The following is a 14924-nucleotide window of genomic DNA, read 5'->3' as shown; positions in this document are numbered from 1 at the left end:
CTCTTGCCCGGTTCGCGTTGACTTATTTCTCAAACAAGGCGGCTACAAACTCTTGCGGGTTAAAGGGACGCAGGTCCTCCACTCCTTCACCGATACCAATGAACTTAACGGGTATGTTCAGGATCCGGCGGATGCCGATAATCACCCCACCCTTAGCCGTACCATCCAGCTTGGTCAGAACAATGCCCGTCACACCGGTGGCCTCGCCAAAAAGGCGGGCCTGGGAAATGGCATTTTGCCCGGTAGTGGCATCCAGCACCAGCAACACCTCGTGGGGCGCCCCGGGCAGCTCCCGGCCCAGCACCCGGCGGATTTTTTTCAGTTCGTCCATGAGGTTGCTTTTTGTATGCAACCGGCCGGCGGTATCGATAATGAGCATGTCCATCTTCCGTGCCCGGGCCGCCTGCAGGGCATCATAGGCTACTGCTGCCGGGTCGGAACCTTCTTTATGCTTGATCACATCAACTCCTACCCGCTGCCCCCAGATCTCCAGCTGGTCGATGGCCGCCGCCCGGAAGGTATCCGCCGCCCCTAGAAGTACCCGCTCCCCCCGGGTTTTAAAGTAGTGGGCCAGCTTACCGATGGTGGTGGTCTTGCCTACCCCGTTAACCCCCACCACCAGGATTACCGTGGGGGGACCACCCCGGTTAAGGGAACTCTCGCCCGTACTCAAGATACCCTGGATGAGTTCCTGCAGAAGGGGCTTTAGCTGCTCAGGATCTTGTACCTTCCGTTCTTTAACCTGCCGGCGCAGGGTATCCATCAACTCCAGGGCCGTTTCCACCCCCACGTCGGCTCCGATTAGCGCTTCCTCCAGTTCGTCAAAGAGGCTTTCATCAATGGCCCGGCGTCCGGTAATGAGATTTTCGATTTTTTCCACCAGGCCCTGGCGGGTTTTGGTTAAACTCTCTTTCAGGCGGTTAAAAAATCCCATCCCTAAAAAACCTCCTGATGCTCCGTCCCGGGGAGATATCCCAGCCTGGCCAGTGCCCGGCACGCGGCCTGTTGCTCCGCTTCTTTTTTCGAACGCCCCTGCCCCCGGCCCATCTCCTTACCTCCAAAATATACCGCTGCAGTAAAGATTTTATGATGATCGGGACCTTCCTCACGTAAAATGGCGTAACTGATGCCCGCTTTACCTTCCTCTTGCAGGATTTCCTGCAATTCAGTTTTGTAGTCCCGCTCCACGCGACCTTCCAACACATCTCTAATGACCGGCTTAAGGTATTTAAGAGCAACCTTTTGGGCCATCGACAGCCCCTGGTCGAGGTAGACGGCCCCTAAAAGGGCCTCAAAGGCGTCAGCCAGGATGGAGGGGCGTTCCCGTCCCCCCGACCGTTCCTCCCCCCGGCCCATATAAAGGCACGGACCCAGCTCCAGTTCCCGGGCCGTCCGGGCCAGGGAAGGCTCGCACACTACTGCCGCCCGCAATCTGGTCAATTCCCCTTCACTGTGCCCAGGATAGGTGCGGTAGAGATAATCGCTGACCACCAGTTCCAGCACCGCATCGCCGAGGAACTCCAATCGCTGGTTGTTTTCCTGGCTCCGGAAATTTTTTTCGTAGGCATAGGAACTGTGGGTCAAAGCCAGGCGTAACAAATCCTCATTTTGCCAGCGGAATCCCAGCTTTTCTTTCAAGGCGCTGATCTTCTCTTCAACTTCCGTCATTTCATCACCCATTTTAACCTTGAAATTTGCGGAATACAAGGGTGGCGTTATGTCCCCCGAAACCAAAGGAGTTGCTTAAGGCCACCTCCACGGGCGCCTTGCGGGCCTGGTTGGGTACGTAGTCCAGGTCGCATTCCGGATCCGGTTCCTCGTAATTGATGGTCGGGGGGATTACCCCGTGGTAAATGGCCAACACGCAGACGACCGCCTCCAGGCCACCCGCCGCTCCCAGGAGGTGACCGGTCATGGACTTGGTGGAACTGACAGCCAGCCGGTAAGCGTGGTCACCAAAGACACGTTTAATGGCCACTGTCTCCAGCCGGTCGCCCAGAGGGGTGGAGGTACCGTGGGCGTTGATATAATCCACCTTTTCCGGCGGCAGGCCAGCATCCTTGAGGGCCAATTCCATGGATAAAGACGCCCCGCTGCCCTCAGGGTCGGGCGCCGTAATGTGGTAGGCGTCGCAACTGGTACCGTAACCCACCACTTCGGCGTAAATGCGGGCCTTTCGTCGTTGGGCGTGCTCCAGGGTCTCCAGGATCAGGATAGCCGCCCCTTCACCAATGACAAAACCGTCCCGCCCGGCGTCAAAGGGCCGGCTGGCTTTCTCCGGCTCGTCATTGCGAGTGGAAAGGGCCTTCATGGCCGAAAAACCCGCCACCGCCAGGGGGGTAAGAGGCGCCTCGCTGCCGCCGGTGATCACTATATCCGCATGTCCCCACTGGAGCAGGCGAAAGGCGTCACCCACGGCATGACTGCTGGAGGCACAGGCGCTGGTGACAGTTAAATTACACCCCCGCAGCCGGTGGGTAATGGCAATCTGGCCTGCCCCCATGTTGGCAATCATCATGGGGATGAAAAAGGGGCTCACCCGTCCCGGGCCGCGTTTAAGAAGGACCTGGTGCTGCTCTTCCAGTGTCTCAATACCGCCAATGCCCGAACCCAAAATAACGCCAACCCGGTCCCGGTTCACCTGTTCCAGGTCAAGACCGGCGTCCTCCAGGGCCATATTTGTGGCGGCCAGGGCAAACTGGGTAAAGCGATCCATGCGCCGGGCTTCTTTTTTGTCTATGTACCGGGTGGGGTCAAAATCCCGTACCTCGGCGGCGAAGCGGGTATCGTAGGCACTGGCATCAAAGCGGGTAATGGGCCCAACGCCGCTTTTCCCCGCCGTAATATTGGCCCAAAAGGTTTCGACACCGGTACCCACCGGAGATATTATGCCCGCACCGGTTATCACAACTCTATTGGACAAAACCTTACCTCCTTAAGCGATTCATGAAAGCTTATTTCAAAAAGTCCCGCGTGGTGATCGCGGGACCTGGGATTTTACTTATAAATGCTCCTGAATATATCTGACGGCCTCACCCACAGTGCGGATCTTTTCCGCATCCTCATCGGGAATAGTCAGGTCAAATTCCTCTTCCAGGGCCATCACCAGTTCCACAATGTCCAGGGAGTCAGCCCCCAAATCCTCAATGAAGGAGGCTTCCATGGTCACTTCGGATTCATCTACCCCCAACTGTTCCACAATGATGGCTTTAACCTTCTCAAAAACGGACAAATGTTTCACCCCCTTCCACTGCTATTCACACTAACTTTATGTAACCAGCCTATATAGTTAGACCGCCATCAACGACAATGGTTTGCCCGGTAATATACCCCGCAGCATCGCTGGCCAGGAAAACCACTGCCGCGGCTACCTCTTCAGGCTGCCCGAAACGGCCCAGGGCCACCCGGCTTAACATCTTTTCCCTGACGGCCCCGGAAAGGGAGCCGGTCATATCCGTAAGGATAAACCCCGGTGCCACCGCGTTAACAGTGATGTTCCGGGAGCCCAGTTCTTTAGCCACCGCTTTGGTCAGACCAATGAGCCCGGCCTTGCTGGCGGCGTAATTGGCTTGGCCGGCGTTGCCCGTGATGCCGACCACCGAACTGATGTTGATGATGCGACCCCAACGGGCTTTCATCATCAACCGGGAAGCTGCCTTGATGGTGTTGAAAGCACCCTTCAAATTTACCTCCAGCACCCGGTCCCAATCTTCATCCGCCAGGCGCATCACCAGGTTATCCCTGGTGATCCCCGCGTTATTCACCAGGATATGCAGTGCACCCAGTTGCTCGGCGGCCACATTAACCAGTTTTACCGCCTCGGAAGGCACGGAAACATCCGCCTGGCAGGTTACCGCCTGCCGGCCCATCTCACGAATGCGGGCAACTACTTCCTCGGCGGCAGCGGCCTGACCGTTAAAATTCACCACCACGTCCGCCCCGGCCCGGGCTAAAGCCAGGGCAATGGCCCGGCCGATGCCCCGGGAAGCGCCAGTAACAATGGCCTTTTTACCGTCAAGTAACATTTTAGCTAACCTCCTTAAGGCATGCAAGGACTTTTTCCAGGGACTCCGGGTCCTGGACCGACCAGCAGTTTACCTGACGGTTAATTTTGCGCAAAAGGCCGCATAATACCGTCCCGGGACCCACCTCGATAAAGGCCTGGACGCCGCCGGCAATGAGCCGCCGCATGCTTTCCTCCCAGCGCACGGGGCTGTAAACTTGCTGTACCAGGAGCCTTTTTACCTCCTCTTTGGAGGTCACGTAGTCAGCGGTAACATTGGCCACCACGGGAAACCGGGGATCGGCCATGGCCACCTGTTCCAGTTCCCGGGCCAGCTTCTCCCCGGCCGGGAGCATCAGGCTGGAGTGGAAAGGGGCGCTTACGGCCAGGGGAACGCACCGCCTGGCTCCCGCTTCTTTGGCCAGCCCACAGGCCCGTTCCAGAGCCTGCGTTTCCCCGGCAATGACCACCTGACCGGGACAGTTGAGGTTAACAGCTTCCACCAGCCCGGCATCGGATGCCCGGCGGCAGATCTCCTGAACCGTGGGAACATCCAGTCCGAGAACGGCCATCATCCCCCCGGCTCCCAGGGGTACCGCCTCCTGCATGAACTGGCCCCGCTTGCGCACAATTTTTACCGCATCGGCAAAGGTTATGGCCCCCGCCGCCACCAGGGCGCTGTATTCCCCCAGGCTGTGGCCAGCAGCCACGTCCGGTACCACTCCCTTTTCCTGGAGCACCCGTAGACAGGCCACACTTACCGTGAGAATGGCCGGCTGGGCGTTCACGGTATGCTGCAGTTCCTCTGCGGGACCTTCAAAACACAAGCGGCTTAAGGTAAAGCCCAGAGAGGCGTCGGCCTCTTCAAAGGTGCGCCGGGCGGCTGGAAAGCACTCGTACATCTGGCGGCCCATGCCCACGTACTGCGACCCCTGGCCGGGGAAGATAAAGGCCAGCTTCATTTGCCGGACACCACCCACCGGGATGCGTCCGATAGCAGGGCCGCCGCGCCCTGCACTACGTCCAGAATAATTTCCCGGGCGGGCTGAATTTCCCGCACCATGGCTGAAACCTGCCCGGCCATCACTGAACCGTATTCCACATCGCCTTCAACCATAGCCGCCCGCAGTTTCCCTACTCCCAGCCTCTCCAGTTCTTCCGGCGGGGCGCAGCGGCTTTCTAGTTCCTCAAATTGTCTACTTAATTTATTGCGTAGTACCCGCACCGGGTGGCCTGTGGGCCGGCCGGTGACCACCGTATCCCGGTCCCTGGCCTTAATTACCATCTCCTTTACGGCTGGGTGAATGGTACATTCCGCCGCGCACATGAAACGGGTACCCATCTGGACACCCTGCGCCCCCAGCATGAGGGCGGCGGCCAGACCCCGGCCGTCGTAAATACCGCCGGCGGCAATGACGGGAATATCCACCGCGTCCACAATTTGCGGGACCAGGGGAAAAGTACACAGCTCACCCACATGGCCGCCGCTCTCCATGCCCTCGGCAATAAGGGCATCCACACCGCTTCTGGCCAGGCGCCTGGCCAGGGCTACCGAAGATACAACCGGAATTACCCGGATGCCCGCCGCCTGCAGGCCGGGCAGGTATTTTCCCGGGTTACCCGCCCCGGTGGTAATTACCGCAACCCGTTCCTCCAAAAGTACCTGCATCACTTCGTCCACGTAAGGCGAGCGTAACATCACATTTACTCCGAAGGGTTTGGACGTCAGTTTCCGGGCCAGGCGTACCTGCTCCCGCACCCATTCCGGGGGAGCCTGGCCGGAACCAATAATCCCCAACCCGCCTGCCTCACTAACTGCGGCCGCCAGTTCGGCCGTGGAAACCCAGGCCATCCCACCCTGGATGACGGGATATTCGATTCCCAGCAAATCACAAAGCTTCGTGCGGATAATGGTTATCCGTCTCCCTTCTCAAAGGTTTTGAACGGTAATCGTACCAGCGCAGCAGGGTGGCTCCCCAGGTGAGACCTGCGCCAAAGGCCACCAGCACCACGTGATCGCCGTCCTGGATCCGTCCTGCCTCCAGGGTCTCGTGCAAAGCCAGGGGAATGGAAGCAGCGGAAGTATTACCGTAACGGTCCACATTGATCCATACCCGTTCTAAAGGCAGGGCCAGCCTTTTAGCGGCGGCCTCGATAATGCGGGTGTTGGCCTGGTGGGGAACTAAAAAATCCAGCTCTTTTGGATCCAGACCGGCTGCCTGCAAGACCTCCCGGCAGCCCTCTTCCATCACCTTGACGGCAAATTTAAACACTTCCCGGCCGTTCATATGTATGAAGTGCTGTTTTTTAGCCAGTGTTTCCTCAGACGCCGGGTAACGGGAAAGGCCCGCGGGAAGGGATAAAAGAGGCCCCCCCGATCCTTCCGCACCCAAACGGGTGGCCAGGATGCCGTAGCCCTCAGGCACCGGCCCCATAACCACTGCCCCGGCGCCGTCACCAAAGAGGACACATGTGTTGCGATCCTGCCAGTTCACCAGGCGGCTCAGAACTTCCGCACCAATGACCAGAACGATTTTGGCCGCCCGGGCGGCGATAAACTGGCTGCCGCAGGCCAGGGCGTATATAAAGCCGGTGCACCCCGCCTGAACATCAAAAGCCCCGGCCTTTTTTGCCCCCAGGGCATGCTGCACCAGACAGGCCGTTGCCGGGAACAGCATGTCTGGACTGTTGGTAGCGACGATAATTAAATCAATTTCTTCCCCGGTAACCCCAGCATTCTCCATGGCCTGCCGGGCGGCCCGAACGGCCAGGTCGGAAGCTGCCTCGTGATCCGCAGCAATATGTCTCTCCCGAATGCCCGTGCGGGTGCGGATCCACTCGTCACTGGTATCTACCATACGCTCCAAATCCGCATTGGTAAGCACCCGTTCAGGCACATATATGCCCGTACCCCAAATTCCCACGGGCAAAATTTGTTTGGACATTAACTTATCCCCACTTTCTGGTGCTCAGCGATGTCTTCAATACTGCTCCGGATGGCGCTTACCAGCCCGGTTTCAACTGCTTCCCTGGCCCTTTTAATGGCGTTTTTGATCGCCCGGGCAGTGGAGCTGCCGTGACAGATAATGGATACCCCGTTGACTCCTAAAAGCGGTGCTCCACCGTACTCCGCATAATCGATGCGCCTTTCAAAGCACTTTAAAGCAGAGATGGCCATGGCCGTACCCATTTTGGCCAGCCAGCTCCTGGTAACTTCCTCCTTGATCATTCCCAGCAGTGCCGCCGCCAGCCCTTCTCCGGCCTTCAAAACAATGTTCCCCACAAAACCATCGCAAACTACCACGTCTACCGTACCGGCGAAGATATCCCGCCCCTCCACGTTGCCGATAAAGTTTATTTTTGCCTGGCGCAGGAGGGGAAAGGTGGCCAGGGTGAGTTCGTTGCCCTTTGTTTCTTCTTCACCCACATTTAAAAGGCCAACCCGGGGCCGGGGAACGCCAAGGATTTTTTCGGCGTACAGGGAACCCATAATGGCAAACTGAAGTAAATGGTGGGGTTTGCAGTCCACGTTGGCTCCCGCATCTAAAAGGACGGTGGTTCCCCCACTCCGGGGTAAAATACTGGCTATGGCCGGGCGGTCAATCCCCTGGATGCGTCCCAAACCTAAAAGGGAAGCCGCCATGGCCGCTCCCGTGCTGCCGGCAGAAACCATGGCCGCTGCCTCCCCTTCCTTGACCAGCCTGACAGCCTGCACAATGGAAGACTGTTTCTTTTTCCGGACCGCTACGGCCGGCTGTTCCCCCATGGTAATAATTTCCGGGGCGTGGAACACCTCAATATGATCCGGGGGCGACTGACCCAGCTCGGTCAGAATTTTTTCCCGGTCCCCCACCAGAATGATCTCCTGGCGGTATTCCCGGGCCGCTTCCACTGCCCCCCGCACGATTTCTGCCGGCGCATGGTCGCCGCCCATGGCATCAACGGCAATTTTCACTGCCGCCAGACCTCCTCTGCTATGGCGAAGATGAGAAATTTTCCTTCCAGTACTACCTCATTATTCACTCTTGAGGCAACCCTTACCATATATTTATTGCCCTTTTTGCGCCTTACAAACGCCCTGGCTACCACCTTTTCCCCGCAAAACACCGGCCGGCGGAAACTCACCTTGGTGGTGCCGGTTAGGGCCACCTCGGCATCGCATAAAGCCACCGCCAGGGAGTTGGCCTGGGCAAACAAATAATGTCCCCGGGCCACGCGGGTGCGTTTGAGGGTCATCTCATCGGTGATGGTGAGTATAGAAACGCCCGATCTGCCTATGTTCAGCTCCACCAGCTCACCCACCAGATCGGTCTCACTTAAAGCCCGGAGCCGGCCGTAAACACCCCGGGCCACCTGCTCCAAACGCTCACGTTTTTCCGGAATATGTAACTCATTACGATCCAGCCGGATGGTCTGCACGCTGACCCCGAGGATAGCGGCGAGATCCTCATCGGTGAGGAAAGGGTTGCCGGTGAGATAGCGGGCGACCAGTTGCTGGCGATTCAGTTTTCCCGTATGACCTCTGGACATTGCCCTATCACCAAAAATTTAGCACCAGGTACTAAAATAAGTATAGCGGGAATGCCAAAATAAAGCAACTCCTCCAAGGCAAAAAAATTTTCCGGCGCAGGCAGGGCAAACATTCCCGCCTTTACCGGAGCCGCTTGTGCTGAAAATTGATTATAGAAGATCTATTTCTATTAAACTTTTGCAACCGGTCGACTACTGAACTTTCACCACTTCTTTTGCCTTGTAATACCCGCATTCCGGGCAAACCCGGTGAGGCACAATCAGGGCACGACACTGGGAACAACGCACCAGCACCGGGGCCTCTATCTTCCAGTGGGCCCGCCGCATTCTGGCCCGCCGCTTGGAAGTTTTCCTTTTCGGAACACCCATACCACTCCACCCCCTTTAACCAAAGGTTACCGGTTGCTGTCCTTAAATATGTCCTTGAGTATCATCAGGCGCGGGTCCACATCTTCCCCGGAACAGGCACAGGGTGCCATGTTCAGGTTCTGGCCACACCAGGGACAGAGACCGCGGCAACCCTCATCACAGAGGAAACGCATGGGCAATACCAGCAAAATACTCTTAAGCACTTCCGGCGTAATATCCAGGACATCGCCGGAAAAAGGGACCCATTCCTGGTACTCTTCTTTAGCCGGATCTGCAACAACCACCTCTTCACTGTCCGCAGGATAGTATACCTCGCTCAGCGTGGCCTCCACCGGCAAGCGAAAAGGCTCCAAACAGCGGGCACAACGGACTTCCAGGGTACCCTTGACCTCCCCCTTCACTAAAAGGGCTTTCCCGGTATTACTGATCTCCAGGAACGCCCGGGCGGGACCGTCAAAGCTCAACCTGTCCCCGTGGAATTCCAGTCCCGGCAATGGAGAAGAAAGTTCCACCTTTATGCTTTCCCCGGGGCTTCTTTTTAAGTCCGCCACATCAATACGCATGTCAAACACCCCTTAATTTAACAAAACTCATTATATAGGGGTGTCGCCCCTTTGTCAAGGTAAATACCTGGGCAGCCCGCCCCCAGCGGCATTAAAAACACCGCCGGTTGCATGGCCGGCGGTATAACTGCTGGCCTACAGTTAGCGCAATGCCTCCACAATGGCCTCCCACTGGCAATACTGTTCCACGTTTTCCAGGGCTACTTTAATTCCGGTGGTATCGCCCGGTTTTAAACGGCGGGACAACTGGCTGATCTTCTCGATGGTAGTATAGGTATCGTAATGAACCAGGATCAGGGGTACTCCCTTTTCCTGCGCCCGGGCAATTACCTTCACGTCGGGATAAAGGCCGCCGGTCAGGATGAGCACCGAGGTACTGGTCTCCAGGGCGGCCAGGGCAACATCGGCCCGGTCGCCACCCAGAATCACCGCCTTATCGGCAGTGCGGCGGAAATAGCTCAGGGCGCTCTCGGCGGTCATGGCGCCGACCACCACATCTTCCACCAGGCGCTTGAGATTCTCGCTGCCGGTCACTATTTCTCCGCCAAGAACTTCATAGAATTCTTCCACGGTAGGGGAAGCAATTTCCGGACGGCGCGGGATCACACCCAGAGTGCGGTAACCGTTTTCTGCTAAAATGGGCCGGTAGATCCCTTCGATCTTGGCCAAAAGGGGACGGGGAATATTATTGAAAATATCGCCCAGCAGATTTACCCCCACCGCGGTAAGGCTGCGGTTAAAGAACAGGGCCTGGTCAAAGCCAAAATCATTTTCAATGTTTAACACCAGCAATACCTGAGCGTCCAGTTGTCTGGCCAGGGTAATATCGTCCAGCCCGCAGGCGGCGTAAGCGTAGGGGTAGGCCGCCCCGCCGATAATCACCACATCGGCGCCTGCTGAAACTTGTTCGTAAGCCTCGCGAACCCTGGAAAGGGCGTCTTTACAACCGTTTCCGGACAGGTAGGACGGTCCGACAATCAGGGGAACTATTAGTTCCAGGGGCACGCCCATTCCCAGTACTTCCCGCATTAAAACGGCATCTTCATCCACCCGTTCCGCTCCCCGGGAAGGGCTCCCGATGGGTTTAAAGTAGGCGACCCGAAACCCTTCTTTCTGCAATTTTTGAGCCAGGCCCAGGGCAAGGGCCGTTTTACCGCTAGCTGGAGTGCCCATAATGTACAGATTTCTCATCAGGCCAACACCTCACGATATGGTAATTTTGATATCAAGGGCACTTAAGCCCTGGTTATAGACAAAGACAGGGTTAATATCGATTTCATTGATCTCCGGGAAATCCAGCACCAGCCGGGCCGTGCGTCCGATGGCTTCCACCAGCGCTGGCAGATCGGACGGCTTCTCGCCCCGGTAACCCCGCAAGAGGGTATAGGCCTTGGTTTCAGAAAGCATGGCCTCAATCTCCCGCAGGGTGAGCCCCTGGGCCAAACGGAAGGAAACATCTTTAAGCAGGTTGACGTAAATACCGCCCAGACCGCAGGCAATCATGGGGCCAAACTGGACATCCCTGGTCATGCCGATGATCAGCTCCACGCCCCTGGGCATCATTTTCTGTACTTCTATGCCGTAGACCACAGCCTGGGGCAGCAGGCGATGGACGTTCTCCATAATCTCGATGAAACCTTTGCGTACTGCTTCAGGAGAATCAAGGCCGATTTTTACGCCCCCCACATCGGTCTTGTGCAGGATCTTGGGAGAGGCTACCTTGAGCACCACCGGGTAGCCCATCTTTTCGGCTTCCTCCACCGCCTCCTCGGGGGTGGTGGCCAGGGAAATGGGAGCGGCCGGAATACCGTACGCCCTGGCAACGGCTGCCGCTTCGCTGCCCAGCAGTACCAGGCGGTTATCCCGCATGACATCGTAAAAAACGGCCTTGACCGCTTTTTTGTCCACATCGGAATAGTTCAGATCACTTTCCCCTACGGGAGCATTGCGAAATTCACCGTAACTAACCAATCCGTTGATCGCTGCAATAGCCGGTTCGGGGAAAGTAAAACAGGTCATGCCGGCTTCGGACATGAGCCGTGCCCCTTCGGCCATGGATTCGCCGCCCAGGTAAACGCCCATAATTGGCTTGTGGGGATATTTCTTTTGCAGCTCAATCACAGCCTGGGTAGTTTCCAGGGGCTGGGCCACGGCAGTGGGACACATTAAAACCACGACACTGTCCACATTGGGGTCGGCAAGAACCCTCTCCAGGGCAAAACGATAACGGTCGGCCCTGGCATCACCCAGCACGTCCACCGGGTTGTACAGGGCGGCCTCGGCGGGTAGCCCCCCGCGCAATTCTTCAATGGTTTCCCTGGTAAACCGCGCCATGGTCAGGGACCTGGCTTCCACATTATCCGTGGCCACAATGCCCGGACCCCCGGAGTTGGTCACAATGGCCACCCTCTTGCCGGCCGGAACCGGGCAACGGGAAAAGGCAATGGCCAGCTCAAAGAGCTCGGTCATGGACCGGGCGCGGATTACGCCGCACTGCCGGAAGGCCGTGTCGTAAGCCAGGTCACTACCGGCCAGGGCACCGGTGTGGGAAGAAGCGGCCTGGGCACCGGCCTGGCTGGTACCGGACTTGAGAATAATTACGGGTTTTTTACGGGTGGCCTCGCGAACCACTTCCAGGAAACGAGACCCGTCGGTCACATCCTCCAGATAGCAGGCGATTACACGGGTATAGGGGTCCTCGGCAGCTTCGGCAATGAAATCTATTTCCGAAAGATCTCCTTTATTGCCCAGACTGACCATCTTGCTGAAACCAAGACCAACGGAGCGGCTCCAGTCCAGGATGGCAATCAGGGTGGCACCGCTCTGGGAGAGGAAGGCTATGTCGCCTTTCAAGGGGGAAGTTTTGGTAAAAGAAGCGTTGATGGGCGTATGGGTGTCCATCATGCCCACGCAGTTTGGCCCCAGCATACGCATGCCATACTGGCGGCAGATGGCCACCAGCTCTTTTTCCAGATCCAGACCCTCTTTGCCGATTTCCTTAAACCCGGCAGTGACCACTACCAGGTTTTTAACACCCTTTTCTCCACACTCTCTGGCTACATCCAGCGTTCTGGCCGCGGGAACGGCTACAACGACCAGGTCCACCTGCTCCGGAATGGCCGTAACCGATGGGTAAACCGTTAAACCCTCAATTTCCTCCTCCCTGGGATTAACCGGATAAATTTGCCCCGGAAATCCTGACTCGATCAGGTTCTTCACTATGGAGTGGCCCACTTTACCGGGTTTTTTTGAGGCACCGACAACGGCTACCGCATTCGGGTTGTAAAAGTTGTTCAATAGTCCCACATTCTCACCCCTTCTTGGAGCAAATTGAGCGAAAACTCAAAAACTAATTATACAGCATACAATGCACAAAAAGTTTCTTTTTCTTCATTATAAAGGGGTGAAAAGTGTGAGTAAATAGCTACTTTCAACCCTAATCAAAATAGTAATTTTGTAAATTGAACGAAAATGAGATTTTAATGTTTTGCAGCATTTTTCAAATAAAAAAGATATACTAACAGTTACACCCCAAGCCAGAAAAGGGCTTTTTACTTTGTTACCGGCCACAGGTTGCGTAAATCTGCCGTCTTAAGAGCGTTGAGAAAGCGCAGGTGTAATTCGGGATATCTGGTAAGTAGATTTGCCACGAACTCCCTCATTTCCTGCCGCTTGGTCCTGCCGTTAACGGGACAGGGATTTTCCAGTATGGGGAGGTTTTTTTGCCGCGCCATCTCCCGCACCTGCTCCTGGGTCAAATAAATTAACGGACGGATCATGGTGACATCGCTGCGGCTTAAATAAGTAATGGGAGAAAAAGTACGAAACTGCCCGGTGTAAAAAAGGCTCATGAAAAAGGTTTCAATCACATCATCCAGGTGATGTCCCAGGGCCACTTTGTTACATCCCAGGTCCCGGGCGGTATTGTTCAAAGCCCCCCGGCGCAGGTTGGCACACAGGGCACAGGGATTTTTCTCCTGCCGGATATCGAAAACTACTTCGGCAATGTTGGTGGGTTTATAGTAAAAAGGAACCTCTTCGCGCTCACAAAACTCCCTTAACACGTTTACTTCCATGTCCCATCCGGGGTCCACATAAATGCCGTGCAGGGAAAATTTAATGGGTGCCACCCGCCGGACAAGGTTCAGGATGTGCAATAGCACGCTGCTGTCCTTGCCCCCGGAAAGCCCTACCGCCACCCGGTCCCCGTCTGCAATCATGCCGTAATCAACAATGGCCCGCTTTACCCGGGTTACTACATACCGCTGAAACTCTTTGCTCAAGTTTAAACCGCTCCTTAAATTTTTAAGAGTCAACCCTCGAGTGCATACACCCTAAATTATATTTGCCCTTACCGATCTGTCAAAGGTAAATAACAACAACGGGCCTGCGGCAGGATTTTCACATTATTATATAGAAAGAACACGTTTAAATAATTTTTCGACGAGGGGCACGTATGCGGGAACCAGACACTTTTTGCCTTCGTCTGAATATTCTTGGAAATAATCTCCCGAAAGGTGCTGTAACTTTCCATGAACATAAAACAGTTGGAAGCCTTTTTGCTGGTCGCTGAGCTGCGTAATTTTACCAAAACCGCCGGACAACTGGGGATGAGCCAGCCGGCGGTAAGCTTTCAGATTAAAGCGCTGGAGGAAGAGCTGGGCGTCACCCTTCTGGAGCGCAATGAAAAAAAGGTGCTGCTTACCGAGGCCGGACGGCTTCTCTACCCGGAAATCAAGCAAATGGTACGCCATTACCGGAAAATCCGGGCCATGGTCAATGAACTCCAGGGTTTGAAAAGCGGTCATCTCATGCTGGGAGCCACCAGCATGCCTGCCGAATGCCTGCTCCCCATTTTTATCGGCGGTTTCCGGGAGCAGTACCCTGGAGTCCGGGTAAGCCTGCAGGTGGGCAATAGCGCCGCCGTGGCACGCTGGTTACAGGACCGGGAGATCGACATCGGCGTTCTGGGAACGGCGATGGGTGGTGAGAGTATCGAATACCACCCCTGGTTGGAAGACGAATTGATTTTTATCGTTCCCTCCTGGCACCCCTGGGCAGGCAACAATATCTCCCTGGAGGAGTTGACCCGCGAGCCACTGATTATCCGTGAAGCCGGTTCGGGCACCCGGCAGGCCCTGGAGGTCAAACTGGCCGAACACAACATTAACGTGGAGCATTTTCCCAGCATACTTGAACTGGGCAGCAGCCAGTCCATGGTGCAGGCGGTCCGGGCCGGGCTGGGGATAGCCGCGGTTTCCCGCCGTGCGGCCCACGATGCCCTGGAAGCAGGCAAAGTGGCCCGGGTAATTATCCCGGGACTGCAAATCCGTTACTACCTGTACCTGGCCTGGCCCCGGCAGGTCAGCAACGGCCTCTCAGCAGCCATTTTCAAAAGTTTCCTCATGGACCGGGAGCTCTGCCGCCGTTTACTGGGGAAAACGGGCTGACACCGGGGA

Annotated in this window: 16 protein-coding genes; 1 reads left to right on the top strand and 15 read right to left on the bottom strand. The window is 56.2% G+C overall.

Going from position 1 to position 14924, the window contains the following annotated elements; all coding sequences use genetic code 11:
- Positions 1-22 precede the first annotated feature (22 nt).
- The 15 genes from ftsY to J2Z49_RS11405 all read right to left on the bottom strand — a co-directional run bounded on the left by ftsY (position 23) and on the right by J2Z49_RS11405 (position 13748).
- Positions 23-934 (bottom strand): signal recognition particle-docking protein FtsY, encoded by a 912-nt coding sequence (gene ftsY / locus J2Z49_RS11475; RefSeq protein WP_307403099.1) that lies wholly within the window; start codon positions 932-934, stop codon positions 23-25.
- Between the two features lie 2 nt (positions 935-936).
- Complete coding sequence (gene rnc / locus J2Z49_RS11470) at positions 937-1668, bottom strand: ribonuclease III (protein ID WP_307403098.1); 732 nt, start codon at positions 1666-1668, stop codon at positions 937-939.
- A gap of 13 nt (positions 1669-1681) precedes the next feature.
- Positions 1682-2923: a beta-ketoacyl-ACP synthase II gene (gene fabF, locus J2Z49_RS11465; protein ID WP_307403097.1), complete on the bottom strand. Its 1242-nt coding sequence runs from the start codon at positions 2921-2923 to the stop codon at positions 1682-1684.
- 78 nt (positions 2924-3001) lie between these two features.
- Positions 3002-3232, bottom strand: a complete 231-nt coding sequence (gene acpP / locus J2Z49_RS11460) for an acyl carrier protein (protein ID WP_013823343.1) — start codon at positions 3230-3232, stop codon at positions 3002-3004.
- A 49-nt stretch (positions 3233-3281) separates the two neighbouring features.
- Positions 3282-4025, bottom strand: coding sequence for a 3-oxoacyl-[acyl-carrier-protein] reductase (fabG, locus tag J2Z49_RS11455; RefSeq protein ID WP_307403096.1), 744 nt, complete (start codon positions 4023-4025; stop codon positions 3282-3284).
- Position 4026: 1 nt separating this feature from the next.
- Positions 4027-4965: an ACP S-malonyltransferase gene (fabD, locus tag J2Z49_RS11450; RefSeq protein ID WP_307403095.1), complete on the bottom strand. Its 939-nt coding sequence runs from the start codon at positions 4963-4965 to the stop codon at positions 4027-4029.
- Positions 4962-5915: an enoyl-[acyl-carrier-protein] reductase FabK gene (fabK, locus tag J2Z49_RS11445; RefSeq protein WP_307403117.1), complete on the bottom strand. Its 954-nt coding sequence runs from the start codon at positions 5913-5915 to the stop codon at positions 4962-4964. The genes fabD and fabK overlap by 4 nt, the downstream gene beginning before the upstream one ends.
- Positions 5893-6948 (bottom strand): beta-ketoacyl-ACP synthase III, encoded by a 1056-nt coding sequence (locus J2Z49_RS11440; protein ID WP_307403094.1) that lies wholly within the window; start codon positions 6946-6948, stop codon positions 5893-5895. The genes fabK and J2Z49_RS11440 overlap by 23 nt, the downstream gene beginning before the upstream one ends.
- A complete protein-coding gene (gene plsX / locus J2Z49_RS11435) occupies positions 6948-7958 on the bottom strand; it encodes a phosphate acyltransferase PlsX (RefSeq protein WP_307403093.1) in 1011 nt (336 codons plus the stop codon). The genes J2Z49_RS11440 and plsX overlap by 1 nt, the downstream gene beginning before the upstream one ends.
- Complete coding sequence (gene fapR / locus J2Z49_RS11430; RefSeq protein WP_307403092.1) at positions 7955-8533, bottom strand: transcription factor FapR; 579 nt, start codon at positions 8531-8533, stop codon at positions 7955-7957. Before fapR ends, plsX begins: the two co-directional genes overlap by 4 nt.
- 192 nt (positions 8534-8725) lie before the next feature.
- Positions 8726-8902: a 50S ribosomal protein L32 gene (gene rpmF, locus J2Z49_RS11425; RefSeq protein WP_307403091.1), complete on the bottom strand. Its 177-nt coding sequence runs from the start codon at positions 8900-8902 to the stop codon at positions 8726-8728.
- Between the two features lie 26 nt (positions 8903-8928).
- Positions 8929-9465, bottom strand: a complete 537-nt coding sequence (locus J2Z49_RS11420; protein WP_307403090.1) for a YceD family protein — start codon at positions 9463-9465, stop codon at positions 8929-8931.
- 141 nt (positions 9466-9606) lie between these two features.
- On the bottom strand, positions 9607-10656 hold the full coding sequence (locus J2Z49_RS11415; protein ID WP_307403089.1) for a phosphotransacetylase family protein: 1050 nt from the start codon (positions 10654-10656) through the stop codon (positions 9607-9609).
- Between the two features lie 12 nt (positions 10657-10668).
- Complete coding sequence (gene acs / locus J2Z49_RS11410) at positions 10669-12771, bottom strand: acetate--CoA ligase alpha subunit (protein WP_307403088.1); 2103 nt, start codon at positions 12769-12771, stop codon at positions 10669-10671.
- Positions 12772-13016: 245 nt separating this feature from the next.
- Positions 13017-13748 carry a tRNA lysidine(34) synthetase gene (locus J2Z49_RS11405; protein WP_307403087.1) on the bottom strand — a complete coding sequence of 244 codons (732 nt, stop codon included), beginning with the start codon at positions 13746-13748 and terminating at the stop codon, positions 13017-13019.
- A gap of 249 nt (positions 13749-13997) precedes the next feature.
- Between J2Z49_RS11405 and J2Z49_RS11400 the strand changes: the two genes are divergently transcribed.
- Positions 13998-14915, top strand: a complete 918-nt coding sequence (locus tag J2Z49_RS11400; protein WP_307403086.1) for a selenium metabolism-associated LysR family transcriptional regulator — start codon at positions 13998-14000, stop codon at positions 14913-14915.
- The last annotated feature ends 9 nt before the right edge of the window (positions 14916-14924 follow it).

This window comes from Desulfofundulus luciae (assembly GCF_030813795.1).
GTDB lineage: Bacteria > Bacillota > Desulfotomaculia > Desulfotomaculales > Desulfovirgulaceae > Desulfofundulus > Desulfofundulus luciae.
This window is presented reverse-complemented; position numbering and strand designations above follow the sequence as displayed.

Excerpts from the sequence above, each read along its gene's own strand:
- ftsY (WP_307403099.1), bottom strand. The coding sequence starts at position 934 with ATGGGATTTTTTAACCGCCTGAAAGAGAGTTTAACCAAAACCCGCCAG.
- rnc (WP_307403098.1), bottom strand. The coding sequence starts at position 1,668 with ATGACGGAAGTTGAAGAGAAGATCAGCGCCTTGAAAGAAAAGCTGGGA.
- fabG (WP_307403096.1), bottom strand. The coding sequence starts at position 4,025 with ATGTTACTTGACGGTAAAAAGGCCATTGTTACTGGCGCTTCCCGGGGC.
- fabD (WP_307403095.1), bottom strand. The coding sequence starts at position 4,965 with ATGAAGCTGGCCTTTATCTTCCCCGGCCAGGGGTCGCAGTACGTGGGC.
- J2Z49_RS11440 (WP_307403094.1), bottom strand. The coding sequence starts at position 6,948 with ATGTCCAAACAAATTTTGCCCGTGGGAATTTGGGGTACGGGCATATAT.
- fapR (WP_307403092.1), bottom strand. The coding sequence starts at position 8,533 with ATGTCCAGAGGTCATACGGGAAAACTGAATCGCCAGCAACTGGTCGCC.
- rpmF (WP_307403091.1), bottom strand. The coding sequence starts at position 8,902 with ATGGGTGTTCCGAAAAGGAAAACTTCCAAGCGGCGGGCCAGAATGCGG.
- J2Z49_RS11420 (WP_307403090.1), bottom strand. The coding sequence starts at position 9,465 with ATGCGTATTGATGTGGCGGACTTAAAAAGAAGCCCCGGGGAAAGCATA.
- J2Z49_RS11415 (WP_307403089.1), bottom strand. The coding sequence starts at position 10,656 with ATGAGAAATCTGTACATTATGGGCACTCCAGCTAGCGGTAAAACGGCC.
- J2Z49_RS11400 (WP_307403086.1), top strand. The coding sequence starts at position 13,998 with ATGAACATAAAACAGTTGGAAGCCTTTTTGCTGGTCGCTGAGCTGCGT.